This window comes from Burkholderiales bacterium (assembly GCA_036262035.1).
Taxonomy (GTDB): Bacteria; Pseudomonadota; Gammaproteobacteria; order Burkholderiales; family SG8-41; genus JAQGMV01.
On record DATAJS010000031.1, the window covers coordinates 378,233 to 396,217 of the forward strand.

Annotated in this window: 19 protein-coding genes; 2 read left to right on the forward strand and 17 right to left on the reverse strand. The window is 67.2% G+C overall.

Features of this window, described 5'->3' with window-relative positions:
* Window positions 1–102: 102 nt before the first annotated feature.
* From clsB to VHP37_31800, 15 genes are all read right to left on the reverse strand, one after another.
* Complete coding sequence (gene clsB, locus VHP37_31730; protein ID HEX2830947.1) at window positions 103–1,272, reverse strand: cardiolipin synthase ClsB; 1,170 nt, start codon at window positions 1,270–1,272, stop codon at window positions 103–105.
* Entirely contained in the window at window positions 1,269–2,024 is a 756-nt protein-coding gene (locus VHP37_31735; protein HEX2830948.1) for an endonuclease/exonuclease/phosphatase family protein, read from the reverse strand. The genes clsB and VHP37_31735 overlap by 4 nt, the downstream gene beginning before the upstream one ends.
* Before the next feature lie 87 nt (window positions 2,025–2,111).
* The gene (locus tag VHP37_31740; protein HEX2830949.1) at window positions 2,112–2,570 is read right to left on the reverse strand and encodes a type IV pilin protein; all 459 of its coding nucleotides are present in this window, start codon (window positions 2,568–2,570) and stop codon (window positions 2,112–2,114) included.
* A 2-nt stretch (window positions 2,571–2,572) separates the two neighbouring features.
* Complete coding sequence (locus VHP37_31745; GenBank protein ID HEX2830950.1) at window positions 2,573–5,626, reverse strand: PilC/PilY family type IV pilus protein; 3,054 nt, start codon at window positions 5,624–5,626, stop codon at window positions 2,573–2,575.
* Entirely contained in the window at window positions 5,623–6,159 is a 537-nt protein-coding gene (locus tag VHP37_31750) for a hypothetical protein (GenBank protein HEX2830951.1), read from the reverse strand. The genes VHP37_31745 and VHP37_31750 overlap by 4 nt, the downstream gene beginning before the upstream one ends.
* 2 nt (window positions 6,160–6,161) lie before the next feature.
* A complete protein-coding gene (locus VHP37_31755; protein HEX2830952.1) occupies window positions 6,162–7,073 on the reverse strand; it encodes a PilW family protein in 912 nt (303 codons plus the stop codon).
* A gap of 5 nt (window positions 7,074–7,078) precedes the next feature.
* Complete coding sequence (pilV, locus tag VHP37_31760) at window positions 7,079–7,600, reverse strand: type IV pilus modification protein PilV (GenBank protein ID HEX2830953.1); 522 nt, start codon at window positions 7,598–7,600, stop codon at window positions 7,079–7,081.
* On the reverse strand, window positions 7,597–8,097 hold the full coding sequence (locus tag VHP37_31765) for a GspH/FimT family pseudopilin (protein ID HEX2830954.1): 501 nt from the start codon (window positions 8,095–8,097) through the stop codon (window positions 7,597–7,599). Before VHP37_31765 ends, pilV begins: the two co-directional genes overlap by 4 nt.
* 202 nt (window positions 8,098–8,299) lie before the next feature.
* Entirely contained in the window at window positions 8,300–9,397 is a 1,098-nt protein-coding gene (nadA, locus tag VHP37_31770) for a quinolinate synthase NadA (GenBank protein ID HEX2830955.1), read from the reverse strand.
* A gap of 128 nt (window positions 9,398–9,525) precedes the next feature.
* The gene (gene nudB, locus VHP37_31775) at window positions 9,526–9,996 is read right to left on the reverse strand and encodes a dihydroneopterin triphosphate diphosphatase (protein ID HEX2830956.1); all 471 of its coding nucleotides are present in this window, start codon (window positions 9,994–9,996) and stop codon (window positions 9,526–9,528) included.
* Entirely contained in the window at window positions 9,993–10,406 is a 414-nt protein-coding gene (locus VHP37_31780; GenBank protein HEX2830957.1) for a barstar family protein, read from the reverse strand. The genes nudB and VHP37_31780 overlap by 4 nt, the downstream gene beginning before the upstream one ends.
* On the reverse strand, window positions 10,403–10,795 hold the full coding sequence (locus VHP37_31785) for a ribonuclease domain-containing protein (GenBank protein ID HEX2830958.1): 393 nt from the start codon (window positions 10,793–10,795) through the stop codon (window positions 10,403–10,405). The genes VHP37_31780 and VHP37_31785 overlap by 4 nt, the downstream gene beginning before the upstream one ends.
* 17 nt (window positions 10,796–10,812) lie before the next feature.
* Complete coding sequence (aspS, locus tag VHP37_31790) at window positions 10,813–12,591, reverse strand: aspartate--tRNA ligase (protein ID HEX2830959.1); 1,779 nt, start codon at window positions 12,589–12,591, stop codon at window positions 10,813–10,815.
* Window positions 12,592–12,600: 9 nt separating this feature from the next.
* Window positions 12,601–13,308, reverse strand: a complete 708-nt coding sequence (locus VHP37_31795; GenBank protein ID HEX2830960.1) for a DUF502 domain-containing protein — start codon at window positions 13,306–13,308, stop codon at window positions 12,601–12,603.
* Window positions 13,309–13,452: 144 nt separating this feature from the next.
* Window positions 13,453–13,749 carry an FmdB family zinc ribbon protein gene (locus tag VHP37_31800; GenBank protein HEX2830961.1) on the reverse strand — a complete coding sequence of 99 codons (297 nt, stop codon included), beginning with the start codon at window positions 13,747–13,749 and terminating at the stop codon, window positions 13,453–13,455.
* Window positions 13,750–13,932: 183 nt separating this feature from the next.
* Between VHP37_31800 and VHP37_31805 the strand changes: the two genes are divergently transcribed.
* The gene (locus VHP37_31805; GenBank protein HEX2830962.1) at window positions 13,933–15,051 is read left to right on the forward strand and encodes a hypothetical protein; all 1,119 of its coding nucleotides are present in this window, start codon (window positions 13,933–13,935) and stop codon (window positions 15,049–15,051) included.
* Window positions 15,036–15,977 (forward strand): bifunctional enoyl-CoA hydratase/phosphate acetyltransferase, encoded by a 942-nt coding sequence (locus VHP37_31810; GenBank protein ID HEX2830963.1) that lies wholly within the window; start codon window positions 15,036–15,038, stop codon window positions 15,975–15,977. Before VHP37_31805 ends, VHP37_31810 begins: the two co-directional genes overlap by 16 nt.
* A 93-nt stretch (window positions 15,978–16,070) precedes the next feature.
* On the opposite strand, the gene ssb is transcribed toward VHP37_31810, so the two are convergent.
* Both ssb and VHP37_31820 read right to left on the reverse strand, forming a co-directional pair.
* The gene (gene ssb, locus VHP37_31815) at window positions 16,071–16,562 is read right to left on the reverse strand and encodes a single-stranded DNA-binding protein (GenBank protein ID HEX2830964.1); all 492 of its coding nucleotides are present in this window, start codon (window positions 16,560–16,562) and stop codon (window positions 16,071–16,073) included.
* A 1-nt stretch (window position 16,563) separates the two neighbouring features.
* Window positions 16,564–17,916: an MFS transporter gene (locus VHP37_31820; GenBank protein HEX2830965.1), complete on the reverse strand. Its 1,353-nt coding sequence runs from the start codon at window positions 17,914–17,916 to the stop codon at window positions 16,564–16,566.
* Window positions 17,917–17,985 lie beyond the last annotated feature (69 nt).

A 17,985-nucleotide genomic window follows, 5' to 3' on the forward strand; every position in this document is an offset into this window, starting at 1 on the left:
CGTACCAAAGGAGGAGGATGAAAACCGGGAGCATGGCCCCCAGCTTTCACCTGATGTGGATGCAAACACGGTACCCGGCCACCGAAAACTAGGCCGATCGGCCTAGCTGCTGAATTCCTGCCCCTGGCCGTAGGCGAACAGGCCGGTCAGCAGCCGCGCGAAGCCGTAGCAGCCCCAGTGCGCGAGCCGATGGAGCAGCGGCCGCCGGTGCCAGCGCTCCGGCTGGACCTGCTTGGCGCCCTCCTCGAGGGCGTTGCCGAGGCTTTCCCTGAGCTCGGTTGCGAAGCGCTCGTCCATGACGACGACGTTCGCCTCCCGGGCGAGGAGCAGGCTGAAAGGGTCGATGTTCGACGAGCCCACGGTCGCCCAGACGCGGTCGACCACCGCCACTTTCGCGTGCAGAAAGCTCTTGTGGTACTCGTGGATTTCCACGCCCGAGTCCAGCAGCGACCCGTACAGCGCGCGCGACGCATAGTGCAGGAGCCGGTATTCGACCCGTCCCTGGAGGAGCAGCAGGACCCGCACGCCTCGCGCCGCCGCTTCGGCCAGCGCGTGTCGAAACGAAAGCCCCGGGAAAAAATACGAGCTCGCGATCAGGATCTCGCTGCGCGCCCGGGCGATCGCCTCGAGATACGCTTCCTCGATGTCGTTGCGGTGCCAGAGGTTGTCGCGGACGAGAAAAGCCGCGGCCTGGGTGCCCTTGGGACGCACGTCCGCGTCGGGCCCCTCGTCGTCGGGCCAGCCGCCGCCGAGCTGGGTCAGGAGCACGATGGTCCACAGGCGCTTCGCCGCGGAGTGGATCTGCTCGACGAGCGGTCCCTCCACCTGAACGGCGTAGTCGAAGCGCGGCGGCGTGTGCCCCGGCGTGTGCATGTCGTCGATGATGTTGATGCCGCCGACGAAGCCCAGCCGCGCGTCGATCACCGCGAGCTTGCGGTGCAGGCGCCGCAGGCGCTGGCGCTGGAAGCGCAAGCTTGCGAGCTCCGGACGGTAGACGAGGAGCTTGACGCCCGCGTCCCCGAGCCGTCTTTGGAGCGCGTCCGACATGCGTTTGGAGCCGAAGCCGTCGACGAGGACGTGCGTTGCGACGCCTCGCCGGGCGGCGCGCTCGAGCGCGGCCGCTATGCGCTGCCCCGCGTCGTCCTCTTCGAAGATGTAGGTCTCGACGTGGATCTCGGTGAGCGCCGCGTCGCACGCGGCTTCGAGCGCGGGAAAGTAGGCACGCCCGCTCTCCAGCAAGGTGAGCCGGTTACCCTCCACGAACTCGGTCATACCGGTTCGAGCGTGGTCGTGAGTACCGCGTGATCCGAGATGCGGCCCCAGACCGGGCCGTGGTGTACGTGGGCGCGCCTCACGCGAAAGCCCCGCACGTAGATGCGGTCGAGGCGGAAGAGCGGCAGCATCGCGGGGAAGCTGCGCGCAGGAAGGCCTTTGATCAGCTCGAACACCTCGTGCATGTTGAGCGGGTGCGCGAGCTCGTGAGTCGCCTTGTGGCGCCAGTGCCAGTCGTTGAAGTCGCCGGCGATCACCAGCGGCGCGTCGGCGGGCACCAGGCGCTCGATGCGCTGGCGCAGGCGCTCGAGCTGGCGGCTGCGGCCGCGCGCGGTGAGCGCGAGGTGCACGCACAGGCAATGCAGGGGCTTGTGCCAGCCGGGAACGTTGATCTCGCAGTGCAGGAGCCCGCGCTGCTCGAAGCGATGCGCCGAGACGTCCTCGTTGTCCCAGCGCTCGATCGGATAGCGCGAGAGGATGGCGTTGCCGTGGTGGCCGTGGTCGTAGACCGCGTTGCGCCCGTACGCGAAATCGCCCCAGACCGAGTCCGCGAGAAACTCGTATTGAGGCTGCGACGGCCAGTCGCCGTGCCGCTGGGAATGGTGGTCGTGTATGCCCTGCACTTCCTGCAGGAACACGATGTCGGCCCCGAGGTCGCGCAGGCGGTCCCGCAGCTCGTGGATCACCAGCCGCCGGTTGAACAGCGACAGGCCCTTGTGGATGTTGTACGTGACGACGTGGAGCTCTTGCACCGAAGCATCATAGCAGGATGGGCACCTGCCTCTACCCCAAGCAGGATGCGCACCCGCCGTGGGCGGTGCGGAGCGGTCAGCCGCGCGCTACCAGATGCCGTTCTTGCACCAGGTTGGCGCAGGATCGGGGCAGGTGCGCGTGCCGGTCGAGGCGAGCTGAAACGCGCCGTCGCCGTCCTGCTGGGTGCCCGCGACCGGCGTCGCGCTGAGGGTGTAGCTCTGCGCGGTCGCGGTGAGCGCGAGCGTATAGCGGCCGTCGGTGCTCTTGCCCCCGGTCTTGCCGAGGCCGCCGCTCGTCGTGCCGTCGTAGGCGTTCGTGAGCTTGGACGTGAACGCGTTGGAGTTGAGGTAGATCTTCTCCTGCATCGCCGAAAGCTCAAGCAGCTCCTGCTGGGCTGCGACGCGGCTCGACTTGCGGATGTGGTCGCGATACGACGGATACGCGATCGTGGCCAGCAACGCGACGACCGCGACGACCACCAGCAGCTCGATCAGGGTGAAACCGGCCGGGCGCCGACGCGCCCGCTGTCGAATGATGTGTCTCATGTTCAATCCCGTATGACTTCGCGCCACGCCACGCGGCCCACCTTGCCGGCGCTGCGGGTCTCCATCCATCCCTTGATCGGCGTGGACGCCACCTGCGCCGGAGGCGCCGCGGACGGCGTCGTGCCCCCGCCCCCGCCGGTGACGGCGGGCGTGACGGTCTTGGTCGTCGAGCTGACGACCTTGCCCTTCTTGTCGAGCACCTGGGTCGTCGTAACGGTGGTGCCGTCGGCGTAGGTGATCACGTTGGTGATCGTGCCGCTCTTGTCGTTTTTCTTGGGGTTGTACGTCGCGCTCGGCACGAAGGTGCTGGTGCTCCCCGTCGCGACCAGCCGCGGCAGACCGCTCGGATCTTCCGACAGCGGATCGCGCGTGCGCGAGGTGGTGTGCAGGTCGGCTTCGGGGTCGGGAGCGGGGTTCATGACCCAGCCCGCCTGGCCGTAACACGGCGAGGTGCCGACGCCGAACTTCCCGTTGTGCCAGAACACCGTCCACTTCTTGAGCACGTACGAATCGCTCGTGACCTTGTAGCCTTTCTCGGGCTGCCCTTTCACGTTCTCCACGATGGCGCTCACGGGCGTGTTCTTCTTGACCACCCAGATCGTGAGCGCGCCGTTGTGGATCTCCTTGTCCGTGCCGAACAGGTTGGGATAATAGATCGCGCATTCGGGCGCGGTCGGATGCAGGCCTGCGCGAACGACTCCGGTACCCCAGTCTCTCGACTCGAGCGCGTTCGCGGACATCTCGAACTGGAACTTCTTGACCGTCGCGGGCGTGTAGATCGGCTGCGTTCCGTCGAACTTGTTCGGGAACTTGAAAGCCGGCCAGGTCTGGCCGCCGACCGTGATGTCCACGCCGGGGGACAGGTCGCCGTTGGAGACGAGCACGAAAAACTCGGTGGTCGCGGTGACCCTGCCGTCGCCGACCAGGTTGAAGGCCGGGTCGCTCGCGCTGGTGAAGCTCGCGCCGGTCGCATCGTACAGGTCGTCGTACATGTGCTCGTGCTTGTCGGTCGAGCCGTTCGCGCTGTTGTAGTAGTCGTAATCGAAGTGGCCGCCTTTGATGCCCGTCTCGGTCTGCGTCGTCGGCTCGCCCTGGTCGTCGCCGGGGCCGGCCAGCGTGTTCGTGTTGAAGAGCGTCGTGCTCGCCGAACCGACCAGCACCAGCACCGGCTGCGACCACAGACCCGAGCCGAGATACATCCCTACCGGCACGCGCTCGTTGCCCGTCTCCCCGGCCACCGCGTCGCTCTCGTCGATCTTGCCGTCGGTGCTCTCGTTCGCGTTGAAGACGATCTTGCCGTCGGTGGCGCCGTTGAGGTAATCGAGCTCCATCAGCCAGCTCTCGCCCGAGGCCGAAGTCTCGGTCTTGGCGATGACCGAAGTGAAGTGATACCGGCCGTCACGGACGAAGCCGGTACCGATGACGTGCTCTCCGGGCGGAAGCTCGGTACGCCAGCCCTTGTGCAGCGTCCAGTCGATGCTCTTGCCGGTGCTCGTGCGAACCCGCCTCGCGCCGGAACCGGAGGCCAAAGCCACCGTATTCTCTTCGAGCTTCTGCTCGAGCAGGTCCTTGTTCGCGGCCGGAGCGCCGTCCCAGATGCCGTACGCGTGGTTCTGCAGCGTCTCGTCGAGCGCCTGGGCGACCGTGAACATCGCGCCGGTCGCGAAGTACACCATGAAGCCGCCGAGCGGATGGTTCGCGACATCCGGCGCGCCGACGATCGGCCGCCCGGCCTGGTACAGCGCGCTCTTCGTCCACTGGGCCGGCGTCTTGTCGCGAAGGTCGAACTTCCACAGGTTGCCTTCGAGATCGCCCGCGTACACGTAGTCGACGTCGCCGTCGCCGTCGATATCGATCGCGCTCGGAGAAGAAAGCCCGTTGCGGTTGTTCGTGTCGCCGACGCCGGTATCCAGCGCCCTCACGAGCGCACCGGTCGCGAGATCGATCACGTACAGCACCGCCTTGCCCGAGCCGGTCTGCGCGGTGGCGTCGCTGTAGCCGTTGCCGACGATCGCCGCCCATTTGCCCGTGTTCAGCTTGACGATTATCGGCTCGGAGTACGTGAGCCCGAGATCGTCGAAGCCGCTCGTGGTATTGCTGATCTCCCACAGGATCTTCGCCTTCGCCGCGTTCTCGTCGGCCGCCGTGGCGTCGGTGACGTCGAGCGCGTACAGTCCCTTGCCGCCTGCGCCGAGGCCGCCGACGAGGACGGTCTTCCAGGCGCTGGACAGGTAGGCATCACCCACGGTGATCGCGCCGTCGACGAAATAAGTGTGCGTGTAGACCGGCTCGGCCAGCGCCTTCAGCTTGGGGATCAGCATCGAAGGGACGTAGGCGAACACCTCGTCGCCGGTCGCCGCGTCCCACGCGTGCAGCATGCCGTCGTTCGCCCCGGTATAGACGAGCGGCTTGCGCGCGCTGTTGGCGCTCTTGAACGTCGCGTAGTTGTCGGACGTGTAGTTCGCGGGCGGCGCGCCGACGTAGACCGGTTTGCCGTGGATGATGTCGCCGAGCACGCTGGCGCGGCCTCTGAAGATGCCCGCCGCGCTGCCCGAGATGACGCTGACGGTGCCGTCGGCGGCTTTCTGCTTGAATTCCTGCTCGTTGCTGCGGTCGCCGCGCACGAAATTCAGGATCTTCCCGCCCTTGGTCGCGTCGCCGGCCGCGAGCGCATCCTTCTGCGTCTGCGACAGATTGGCGAAGCGGAAAGGAATGTTCGTCCCCGCGGCATCGCGCGTGACGATGCGCCGGCCGGTATCCCAGTTCTGCGCCTTGATCCGCTCGCTCGCCAGCCACTTCGCGGGCGTCTGTGCGGCAGCGGTCGTTCCGAGCTTGTAAGCCGCGACGTCGCCGCGCCAGACGACCGGATCGAACCATGTCTGGAACTCGACCTCGTTGCCGCTCGCCACGTTGAAGCCGCTCACCGCCACCGCGGGCGCCATGCCGAACGGCTGTCCGCTGGGCGTCACCGAAAGAGCGCCGTATACGAGCGCGCCTGCCGTGGCGAGCGCCGCGAAGACCGCGGCCATGATGAAGTTGCGGGTCACGGTTTTCATTTGATCGCTATGGGCAGCGCGTACAGGGATTGGACGACCTTGGCGGCGCCGAGGCGGCTCGCACCGCGCGTGGTGATGCGATAGACGTTGACCGCCGGGCACGGCCCCGGCGCGCCGTAGGTGTTGTTGCACAGGCTCGCGATGCTGGCCGTCGGCAGCACGCGATTGTCGATGTAGAGCTCGATCATGTAGCGCTGGTTGCCGTCGGCATCGACTTTCACCGAGGTGGTGTCGTCCCACGTGGCCGTCAGCGGGTCCGCGGGCGCCGTGTTCTTGGGATAGATCCCCGGCGTGCCGCTCTTGGTGAACGCGTCGTCGTTCGCGTGCGTGTTGATCCACAGCTCCGCCTGCGACAGCGCGTTCTCGGCGTCGGTCAGGGCGAGCGTCTGGAACTGCACGTTGCCCGCGAGCTTGAACTGCGTCTTGGACAGCACGTACGCGGATACGCCCATCAGCATGAGCACGCCGAGCACGATCAGGCTGGTGACGAGCGCGGCGCCGCGGCTGCGCTGACGGAGTGGGAACGCGCGCATGGTCAGTTCCGCAGGTCCACGACCGTGCTGAAGACCACGCGGCGATAGCCGTCGCTCGCGGTGATGGTCCGGTCGCCGATCTTGTAGGTGGCGCTGGCCGTGTAGCCGGGTTCTTTCGCGCCCGCGCGGACGAGGAGCGAGATGTCGACCGCGGTCACGAGGTCCCAGCGCGCGCCGACGTTCTGGGCGTCGAGGTACTGATAATTGCCCGCGCTGTCGATGATCCCGTAGCGCACCTGGAGGTTCTCGACGCCGCTCGCGACGAGCTCGGGCTGCATCTTCGGGCCGTCGGCGAGCTTGAGCCGGTAGAGCGCGGGCACGCGCGGCGACTCGCCGGCGCTCGTGGTGTACGGACTGACGTAATACACCGTCTCTTCGAGGCGGTAGTCGAGCAGCGGCGGCTGGCGCAGCGCGGTCGGCAGGCTCGTCGAGGTGAAATAGTCGCCGCCCTCGTACGACGAGCGGTAGTACACGACGTTGTCGGCGATCTTGGCGGCGGGGCTCGTCGAGAGCCGCCGCACCACGAGCACGTCACCTTGCGAATAGTCGGTCGACTTCAGGCACGTGCCCGAATACGGATTGTTGTCGTTGTCGCCCCAGATGCGCTGCGAGATCTGTCCGATCTTCGCCGCGTCGCACACGTTCGCCACCGTGAACTTGGCATCGAGCGGCGCGTCGGGCGAAAACACGCTGGTGAGACCGAGATGGCCCGCGTGCTGCACGTCGCGCTTGACGATCGAGAGCGCGTAGTTGCCGTTGATGTTCACGTCGGACGCGCGCTCGTTGGTGCGGCCGAGCGCTGCGCTCGTCATGAGCGTGGTGAGCATCGCCCCGACGAGAAAGAGCCCGATGGTCAGCGCGATCATCAGCTCGACCAGGGTGAAGCCGCGGGCGCGGCCGGCGCGATTCGTCATGGCGGTCAGCTCACCGCCGACGGATCGTTGACCCGGCGGCTCACCGTATACGAGAACGATTCGGTCGGCCCGGCCAGCGAGGAATTCGAGTCCTTGCGCTTGAAGCTGCGCTCCTTCCACGTGATCTGTACGGTGTACAGCCACGGCCCCGTGCCGCTGCGCGAGATCGTCGCGGTCGCGTCGGGCAATGCGGCCTGCATGTGGTCCTGGAAGCGCGCGAGGTCGTACTGCGCCATCTGCTGCGGGCTGCACGCGCTCGCGCTGCAGTCGCTGACGGTGGAGCTCGAGGGCAGCGTCGCCACGTAGTTGCCGGCGGCGGCGGCGGCGGTATTGGCGGCGAGGCGCTCGACGAGATCGGTGGCGAGCATGACCGCCTGGGTGCGGAACTGTCCGCCCTGGCTGACCTTCAGCGAATAAGCCTGCAGCGCGGCGGTGCCGAGCAGCGCCATCGCGATCACGAACATCGTGATGAGCACTTCGATCATGCTGAAGCCGCGCTGCGCGGCCGACGGGATCGCGGTCTTCATTTCTTGAGCAGGCTGACGCTGCCGGTGCCGGCCGCGGTGATCGTGCGCTTGACCTTGCTCGTGCTGCCGGCCAGGTCCCACACCACCTGACCGGTCGTGGAGCCGGTCGCGGTATAACGCACGTCGGCCGCGCTGGCCTCGAGCGTCACGCCTGCGGGCATCGGGTTGACGCTGCGGATCGGGTTCGGGTCGCTGTCGGTGCCGGCGTCGCACTTGCCGTCCGCATCCGCGTCGTAGCAAACGATCCAGCCTTCATTCCACTTGACGTTGGCGTTCGACGCGCAGTTGGAATTGCCCACCTTGGGACAGACGAGCACGCGCGCGTTGCGCTTGATCGCTTCGGCGCGGGCCAGGTTGAGGTCCGACACGAGCTCGGTCGCGACCCCGCGCAGACGGTTGTCGTCGATGAACTCGGCAAACGACGGCAGCGCCAGCGCGGCCAGGACCGCGGCGACGGCCATCGAGACGATGAGCTCGAAAATAGTGAAGCCGGTCACGGTTTTTCTTGTTGTCGACATAGGAATATCCCTTCGTCACCGGTTACGGCTGCCGAAGGGCCGTTCTTTAACGTCGGCCGTTTGGTTTAGGGTGTTTGCGACGGCGACCGGGACAAATCTCACGGTCGACCGAAAAAAAACGGCCTGTCGTCGAGACAGGCCGTTTTCGGTCAAGCGCCCGGACAGGCGCTCCGTAGGGAGATCAGGACACCGCGAGCATGCGGTCGAGCGCCACGCGGGCGAGGTCGGCTTCGCGACTCGGGACCTTGATCTGATTCACCGCTTTGCCCTGAACCAGGTTCTCGAGGCTCCACGCGAGGTGCTGCGGGTCGATCCGCGCCATCGTCGAGCACATGCACACCGTGGGCGCCATGAACTGCACGGCCTTGCCCTGCGGCTTCATCTCCTCGGCCAGGCGGTTCACGAGGTTGAGCTCGGTCCCCACCAGCCAGCGTGTGCCGGGCGCGCTCTGCTGGATCGTCCTGATGATGAAGTCGGTCGAGCCGACGTAGTCCGAGAGCTTGCAGACCTCGAAGTTGCACTCGGGGTGGCTGATGACCATGCCGCTCGGGTTCTGCTGGCGCCAGCGCAGGATGTGCTGCGCCTGGAACATCTGGTGCACCGAGCAGTGGCCTTTCCACAGCAGGATCTTGGCCATCTTGAGCTGCTGCGCGGTGAGGCCGCCCATCGGCTCGTCGGGATCCCACACCAGCATCTCGGCGAGCGGGATGTCCATGAGGTAGCCGGTCCAGCGCCCGAGGTGCTGGTCGGGGAAGAACAGGACTTTCTCGCGCCGCTTGAGCGACCACTGCAGGATCTCGCGCGCGTTGGTCGAGGTGCAGACGATGCCGCCATGCTCGCCGCAGAACGCTTTGAGGTCGGCAGCCGAGTTGATGTAGGTGACCGGCGTGATCTTCTCGTCCGGGTCGAGCACTTCGGAGATCTCGCGCCACGCGCGCTCGACCTTCGCGAGGTTCGCCATGTCCGCCATGGAGCAGCCGGCGGAGAGGTCGGGCAGGATCGCCTTCTGGTGCGGCTTCGACAGGATGTCCGCGACTTCGGCCATGAAGTGCACGCCGCAGAACACGATGTATTCGGCGTCGGTCTGGGAGGCGAGCTTGGACAGGCGCAGCGAGTCGCCCGTGAGATCGGCGTGCTTGTAGACATCGGCGCGCTGGTAGTGGTGACCGAGGATCACCGCACGATCACCGAGCGCTTTCTTCGCCGCGACGATACGCGCCTCGCAGGCGTCGTCGGCGAGCGGCTTGAAACGATCAAAAGCGATGGTGCTGACTTCCATTCTCTTCATATCCTCCGGTAGGAGCAGCAAACGACGAACATACCATAAAGCCGCCGGTTAAGACTTTGAGCCTAATCGCCGCGATTAGTGCCCCTGCGCGAAATCGCGCGGTTCGGATCGGGCCGGCGCTAAACCCTTAAGTTCCCGCGGTTTTTTAACCTTTCGGGCAACATTTTTATCGCGTTCACGTTCGTCCACGAGAACGCGCGCTCGGCGGCCTCGCCCCAGGGGAGCCATGCGTAGGCGAGGTGCTCGCGCGGCGCGAGCGTCACCGGCACGCGATCCGGCACTTCGAGACCGAAAACGTGCTCGGTGTTGTGGGTGACGCCCGGGGCGTAGCGGTGGCGCCAGTGCGGATAGATCTCGTAGCGGTTCTGAGTGGCCCAGTCGACGAGTCCGTACCGCGACACGTCGATGCCGGTCTCCTCCGCGACCTCGCGCGCGGCAGTCTGTTCCAGCGTCTCGGACTCGTCCCGGCTGCCGGTGACCGACTGCCAGAACCCCGGCCGATCGGCGCGCTCGAGCATCAGCACCTCGAGCGCCGGGGTGTACACCACCACGAGCACCGAGATCGGCGTCTTGAACGGCCGCGCGCTCAAATCCACGGGGGGAGCTCGGCCCCGTCGTCCACGAAGACGACGAAGGGAGTTCCCTTGCCCTTCCAGTAGTCGGCGGCGTGGCGCAGCACCTCGATCAGCGTCGCCCAATCGGCGCCGAGCGCGCGGGCGGCGGATGCGGCGTTGCCGAGCCTCAGCACGTACGCGGGCGCAGCGTGCCGGCTCAGATCGGTGAGCACATCGGCGAGCGCGTCCCAGTTGCGGCCGAAGTGATCCGGCAGGCCCGCCGTGGCGAACGCGTCCATGAGGCCGGACTTGTTCCCGACGCGGGCGAGATCGAGGTCCAGCCACAGCGCGTCCTGGGCGAGCGAGTGGCGGACGGCGTCGACGTGCACCGGGGTGCGATACACGCCCGACTGCGGCGCGGTGAGGCGGTGAGGGGCAGCGTTCATTCGCGGATCCGCCTGAAGCTCTGGTAATGGTCGTCGCTGTAGTAGAGCTCTCTGCCGCGGCCGCTCACGATGCGCCGGGCGCCGCGATGCTTGAGCCCCGGCGTGGGCACGGTGTATTCGCGGTAGTAGCCGCGCTCGCGCGCCGGCAGGCGTTTTTCGAAATTGCCGAAGACGATGCCGTCGCGCTCATACGGAAAAGGCCCGCCGCGGCGGATCAGCACGACGGTCTGCCGCGCCTCCGGCGGCAGGTCGGCGAGCGCCACGACCGCGGCCGTGACACCGACGCGCGGCTGCGCCGACGAGGCCGGAACGAGACCCGCGAATACGACCGCCAGCGCCGCGGCGAACAGTCCGCAGCGAATGGCGATGCGCAGCGCGAGCTCGCTCATCTGCGATCGGCGGCCGCTTACGCCTTCTTCGGCTCGTTGCGCAGCCTGATATGGAGCTCGCGCAGCTGCTGCTCGTCGACTTCGTTCGGCGCATGGGTGAGCAGATCCTGCGCACGCTGGGTTTTCGGGAACGCGATCACGTCGCGGATCGATTCGGCGCCCGCCATCAGCGTGGTGATGCGGTCGAGGCCGAAAGCGATGCCGCCGTGGGGCGGCGCGCCGTACTGCAACGCCTGGAGCAGGAACCCGAATTTCGCCTCGGCTTCTTCCTTGCCGATGTTGAGGGCGCGGAACACCTTCGACTGTACGTCCTCGCGATGGATACGCACCGAGCCGCCGCCGATCTCCCAACCGTTGAGCACGATGTCGTGCGCCTTGGCGCGCGCGGCGCCGGGGTCGCTCTGCAGCAGGTCCTCGTGGCCGTCCATGGGCGACGTGAACGGGTGGTGCATCGCGTTCCAGCGCTTGCCTTCCTCGTCCCACTCGAACATCGGGAAGTCGACGACCCACAGCGGACGCCACCCGCTCGCCGCGAGGCCGCGCTCGTGGCCGATCTTCAGCCGCAGCGCGCCGAGCGCATCGTTGACGACTTTCGCCTTGTCCGCGCCGAAGAAGATGAGGTCGCCGTCCTTGGCGCCGGTGCGCTCGAGGATCTCCTTGGTCACCTCGGGCGAAAGGAACTTGAGGATGGGCGACTGGAGACCTTCGGCGCCGCGCTCGAGCGCATTCACCTTGATGTACGCGAGACCTTTCGCGCCGTAGACCTTCACGTAGTCGGTGTAGCCGTCGATCTCGCTGCGCGTGAGGCTGCCGCCGTTGGGCACGCGCAGCGCGGCGACGCGGCCGTCCTTCATCTGGGCCGCTTCGCGGAACACCTTGAAATCGGTGTTCTTCATGAGCCCGGTGAGCTCGGTGAGCTCGAGCGCAATACGCAGGTCCGGCTTGTCCGAGCCGTAGCGCGCCATCGCTTCGTCGAACTTCATGCGCGGGAACGGAATCGGGAGATCGACGTCCAGCGTGTCCTTGAACATGCGCCGCACGAGATCTTCCATCATCGTGATGATCTCTTCCTGCGTGAGGAAGGAGGTCTCGATATCGATCTGGGTGAACTCGGGCTGGCGGTCGGCGCGCAGGTCCTCGTCGCGGAAGCACTTGACGATCTGGTAGTAGCGATCGAAGCCCGAGATCATCAGCAGCTGCTTGAAGAGCTGCGGCGACTGGGGCAGCGCGAAGAAGTGGCCGGAGTGCACGCGCGACGGCACGAGGTAGTCGCGCGCGCCTTCGGGCGTGGAGCGCGTGAGCATCGGCGTCTCGATGTCGATGAAGCCGTTCTCGTCGAGGTAGCGGCGCACCGCCATCGCCGCTTTGTAGCGCAGGCGCAGGTTCTTCTGCATCTGCGGCCGGCGCAGGTCGAGGAAGCGGTATTCCAGGCGCACGGTCTCCGACAGGTGCTCGTCGTCCATCTGGAACGGCGGCGTGAGCGAGGGATTGAGGATCTCGATGTCCTTCGCCAGCACTTCGATCTCGCCCGAGACCAGATTCGGATTGATCGTGCCCTGCGGGCGCTCGCGGACGCGGCCGGTCACCTTGAGCACGAATTCGTTGCGCAGCTTGTCGGCCGTTGCGAACGTCTCGGGCGTGTCGGGGTCGCAGACGATCTGCACGAGGCCTTCGCGGTCGCGCATGTCGATGAAGATGACGCCGCCGTGGTCGCGGCGGCGATGCACCCAGCCCATGAGAGTGACGGTCTGGCCGAGGTAGGCGCGGCTCACGAGGCCGCAGTATTCGCTACGCATAATGGACGTTCAATGTGAGGTTGGTTGCCCGGTCGTGGGCTGCGGATCGGGTGCCGCGACCGGCTTGTCGAGCGCGCCATCGCGCCGGCCCGCAAGCGGCGGGCGCCTGCCGTAGCCGGGCGCGACCACGCCCATCGAGATGATGTACTTGAGCGCTTCGTCGACCGTCATGTCGAGCTCGATGACGGCGCTCCTGGGGACCATCACGAAATAGCCGCCCGTGGGATTCGGCGTCGTCGGCACGTAGATGCTGAGGTAGTCGCCCTGCAGGTGGTTGACCACGTCACCGCCCGGCGTGCCCGTCAGGAACGCGATCGTCCACATCCCCGGGCTCGGCCACTGCACCAGCAGCGCCTTGCGGAACGCCTGACCGCCCGGCGAGAACAGGGTATCGCTCACCTGCTTCACACCGTTGTAGATGCTGTTGACGACGGGAATGCGCGCGAGGACGCGCTCGCCCCAGCGCACCAGGCGCTGGCCGACGATGTTCGCGGTGAAGAGGCCGGTGAAGAAGACGACGAGCACCGTGAGCACCGCGCCCATGCCGGGGATGTAATAGCCGAGCCAGTGCTCGGGCCGCAGTTGCGGCGGCAGGAGCAGCAGCGTCTGGTCCATGGTGCTCACGAGGAGCGAGAGCACCCAGACCGTGATCACGAGCGGCACCCAAACCAAGAGGCCGGTGATGAAGTAACGCCGGATCGGATTCTTGGAAGGCATGGTTCGGGCGGGGAAGATCGCGGGCTTTGAGGTCCGCCGCCCGCGGAGGCGGCGTCGTTCGTGAATGCGTGAGCCGGGTGACGGATCCGGGGTCACGCGCAGCGGCCGCTGCTATGAAAACGGGGCGGCCGTCGATCGGTCAGGTCAGGCGGGACAGGTGCCGGCGCCGCAGGAGGCGGCCGGGTCGGACTTCTTGTCGTCCTTCTTGGTTTCGGTGCTGCTGTCCGCTTTTGCGGTGTCGGACTTGGGCTTGGAGCCTTTATCGCGGAAGTCGGTGACGTACCAGCCGTTGCCTTTGAGTTGGAAGCCCGCGGCCGAGAGCAGCTTGTCGAAGGTCGGTTTCCCGCATTCGGGACAGTGCGTGAGCCGGGGATCGCTCACCTTCTGTAAGTATTCCTTCTGAAAACCGCACGTCGAGCAGCGATATTCGTAAATCGGCATAATTGCTCCCGAACCCTAAAAAGTGATTATACCTGAATCGGTTAGAACCGAACGTGCGTGAGGTGGGGGCGAAGTCCGCGTTTGCAAGCACCGCCCGCGCTGTGGCACCGCAATAACAAATCGATGAGACGAGTGCACGTTCTACCCTCACTTTTCGCTCGCGCCGGCCGGCTGATCGGCGCCGTGCTGCGTATCCTGTCGGCGCTCGCGCTGGTCGCCGCGCCGGCCGGTGCCGCGATCGAAGACGACACCGCGCCGTCGAATGTCTACATGGCGGGCGCCGAGGTGCGCATCGATCGTCCGGTGCAGGGCGACGTCGTGGCGGCGGCCGGGCGCATCCACATCGATCAGCCGATCTCCGGCGACGCGGTGCTGGGCGCCGGCTCGATCGACGTCCAGTCGGCCGTGGGCGAAGACCTGAGAGGCGCCGGCGGCATCATCACCGTCTCCTCGCGAGTCGGGCACGAAGTGCTGCTCGCGGCAGCACGCATCATCCTCACCTCCACGGCCGAGATTCACGGCGAGACGTGGCTCGCGGCCGCCAACGTCGCCCTCGGCGGCCGCTACATCTCGGGCGTGCGTGTCTACGGCCGCGAGATCAGCGTGACCGGGGAGACCTTCGGCCCGGTCGAGCTCTCGGGCGAGCGCATCGAGATCGGCGAGCAGGCGCGCATACACGGCGACCTCGTCTACGCGAGCAGCGAGGCGATCAAGATCCATCCGCTCGCGGTCGTGGACGGCAAGGTCACGCGGCGGCCGAAACGGCTCGAGGCGGCCGACCCCGAAGCCACGCTGCCCGGCCTGAAGCCGCTGAGGCCGCTCGTGATCGCGGCGCTGCTCGCGTTCGCGATGCTCGCGCTCGCGGTCTTTCCGCGCCTCACCGCAAGCTCGACGCGCACGCTGGCGGCGGCGCCGGTCAGAAGCCTCGGTATGGGTATCGCGCTCTTCTTCAGCGTGCCGCCGGTCGCCGTGCTGCTGATCATCACGATCATCGGCATACCCATCGGCGTCGCGCTGATCGCGATGCAGGCGCTCGCGCTCGTCTTCGGCTACGTGGTCACGGCGCTGCTCGTCGCCCAGGGCATGGCGCGCACGGTCGGATGCCACACGCTCGCCGGCTGGCGGCAGTACGCATTCATGGCGGGTGCGATCGTCGTGCTCGCGCTCGTCACGAGCATTCCGTATCTCGGCGCGGTCGTGCTGCTGCTGGCTGCCTGCGGGGGATTGGGGGCGCTGGTACTGCAGCGCTTCAGCCGCCGCAGCGCGCGAAGCCCGGCCACGGACGAATGGCCGGCGGCGTGACCGTAAGCCCCGAGCATCACAAGGCTGCGGCGCTCGTCGAGCGTGCGCGCGCGCACGGCCGCGTGTCCGCCGCAGTGATCTACCCATGCAGCGCGGGCGCGCTCGAAGGCGCGCGCGAAGCGCGTGCCGCAGGTTTGATGGAGCCCGTGCTCGTCGGTCCGCGCACCGACATCGAGCGCCTCGTGCGCGAGCACGGCTACGATCGCGACGCGTTCGAGATCGTCGATGCCGCCGATCCGCTCGACGCCACGCACCGCGCTGCGACGCTCGTCCATGAAGGCCGCGCGCGGGCGCTGGTCAAAGGCAGCCTGCACAGCGACGAGCTCATGCGGGGGCTCGCGTCGCGCAAGGCGGGGCTGCTCACCTCGCGCCGGGTGAGCCACGTGTTCGTGATGGACGTCCCGCACCACGCGCGCCTGCTTTTCATCGCCGACGCGGCGGTGAACGTCGCGCCGAGGCTCAAGGTGAAGCGCGACATCACCCAGAGCGCGATCGACCTCGCGCGCGCAGCGGGCATCGAGACGCCCAAGGTCGCGGCGCTCTCGGCCAGCGAGACGGTGAGCGAGGGCGTGCCTTCGAGCGTCGACGCGGCGGCGCTGAAGGACATGGCGGCGCGCGGCGAGATCGCCGGGGGGATCGTGGACGGTCCGCTCGCTTTCGACCTCGCAGTCTCGGCGGAGGCGGCGCGCATCAAGGGCATCGAATCGCCGGTCGCGGGCGCCGTCGACATCGTGGTCGTGCCGACCATCGAAGCCGGCAACGTGCTCTACAAATCGCTCGTCTATCTGAGCGGCGCCATCGCCGGGGGCATCGTGATGGGACTGCGCGCGCCGGTGGTGCTCACCAGCCGCGCCGACAGCGCCGCGAGCCGCGTCTTCTCCGCCGCGCTCGCGTCGCTACTTGTGCACGACCAAGCTCGGGTCTAGCTCGATTCAAAGGAAGGGAGGTCTCGGAGGGAAACCATGGGTTTCCCTCCGAGCCGTTCACCGGCGCGGAAGCGCAGCGCCCGCCAGCGGGCGCTAGAACGGTATGTCGTCGTCCATCTCGTCGAAGGCGCCACCGCCTTTGCGCGCGGGGGCCTTCGAGCCGCCGCCACCGCCGCCGCCGGAGCTAGCGCCCGCTCCCATCGGCTCGCGCGCCATCGGCTCTCCACCGCCACCGCCGCCGCCACCACCGCCGCCGCGGCCGCCGAGGAGCTGCATGCGGTCGGCGACGATCTCGGTCGAGTAGCGGTCCTGCCCTTCCTTGTCCTGCCACTTGCGCGTGCGGATGCGCCCTTCGATGTACACCGGCGATCCCTTGCGCAGGTACTCGCCCGCGATCTCGGCGGTCTTGCCGAAGAACGCGACGCGGTGCCACTCGGTGTGCTCCTGGCGCTCACCGCTCTTGTCTTTCCACTGGTCGGTGGTCGCGACGCTGATGTTGGTGACGGCGTCGCCGCTCGGCAGGTAGCGGACTTCGGGGTCCTTGCCGAGGTTGCCGATGAGTATCACTTTGTTGACCGAGGCCATGTCAGCCCTCCGCTGTAATCAGTTGAAGTAGATTGTGTTCGTCGAAGCTCTCACTGTCCACTTCGACGGTGAGCGTGTTTCCTTCGGACACGACGCGGGCTTGACGCACGCCTTGCAGCGTGAGCACGCGCTCGGCCAGCGCCGCCGCCCGGTCGCCGTCCAGGTGCGGCAGCGTATAGCTGCGCGTGCTCGTGGCGGCGGGCGACTTCATGCCGAGCGCCGCGGCCAGCCACACGACGAGCAGCGCCGTGTTTACGATCACAACGCCCGTGCGGCCCCAGTGGCCGTAGGCGAAACCGCCTAGGACCGCGCCGACGAACGTCCCGAGGAACTGCACGCTGCTGTACACGCCGATCGCCACACCCCGCATGCCCGCGGGCGCGAGCTTCGATGTGAGCGTCGGCAGCAGCGCTTCGAGGATGTTGAAAGGCGCGAAGAAGAGCACGAGGAATACGGTCAGCAGCACGACGTTGCCCGCCAGCCACGGCAACGCCGCGTGCGCCACGATCAGCAGCGCGACCGATCCCACGAAGTACGTCCGCATGCGCGCGCGCCCGCCGCTCATCACCGCGGGCATCATCAGCACGAACGAGCCGAGCATCACCGGCAGATAGATCTTCCAGTGCTCGGCCACCGGCAGGCCGGCGTCGCGCAGCGAGAACGGGATCGCGATGAATATCGCCATCAGGACCGCGTGCAGCGCGAACACGCCGACGTTGAGCCGCCCGAGCTGCGGATCCGCGAGCACCCCGAGGAAGTCGCGCAGCGCGCCGGAGCGCTCGTTCGGCTTGCTCTCGGTCACGTCGGGAACCAGGCGCCAGACGACGACCATCGCGAGGAGCGCGAGCACCCCGGTCATCGCGAAGATGCCCGGTACGCCGATCGCTCGGTTGAGCCAGGGGCTCGCTACCAGCGACAGCGCGAAAGCGAGCCCGATGGTCGATCCGATCATCGCCATCGCCTTGGCGCGGTGCTCTTCGCGCGTGAGGTCCGCCGCCATGGCCATCACCGCCGCGGAGACCGCGCCCCCGCCCTGGAGAATGCGACCGAGGATCACCACGTAGATATTGGTCGCCGCCGCGGCGACGAAGCTGCCGGCCGCGAAGATCGCAAGCCCGGTGTAGATCACGGGCTTGCGCCCGTAGCGGTCGGACCACGCGCCGAAAGGAATCTGCAGGATCGCCTGGGTGAGCCCGTACGCGCCGATCGCGACGCCGACGAGGGTCAGGTTGTCGCCTCCGGGCAGGTGCTCCGCGTAGATGGCGAACACCGGCAGGATCACGAACATGCCGAGAAGCCGCAGGCCGAATATGCTCGCGAGCGACAGGCTCGCGCGCAATTCCAGAGGGGTCATGCGGTCGCGCTGGGACACTTTGGAGTGGACGGGCTGTGGGAGGCGTGCGGAAGCGGCCGGAACGATGAA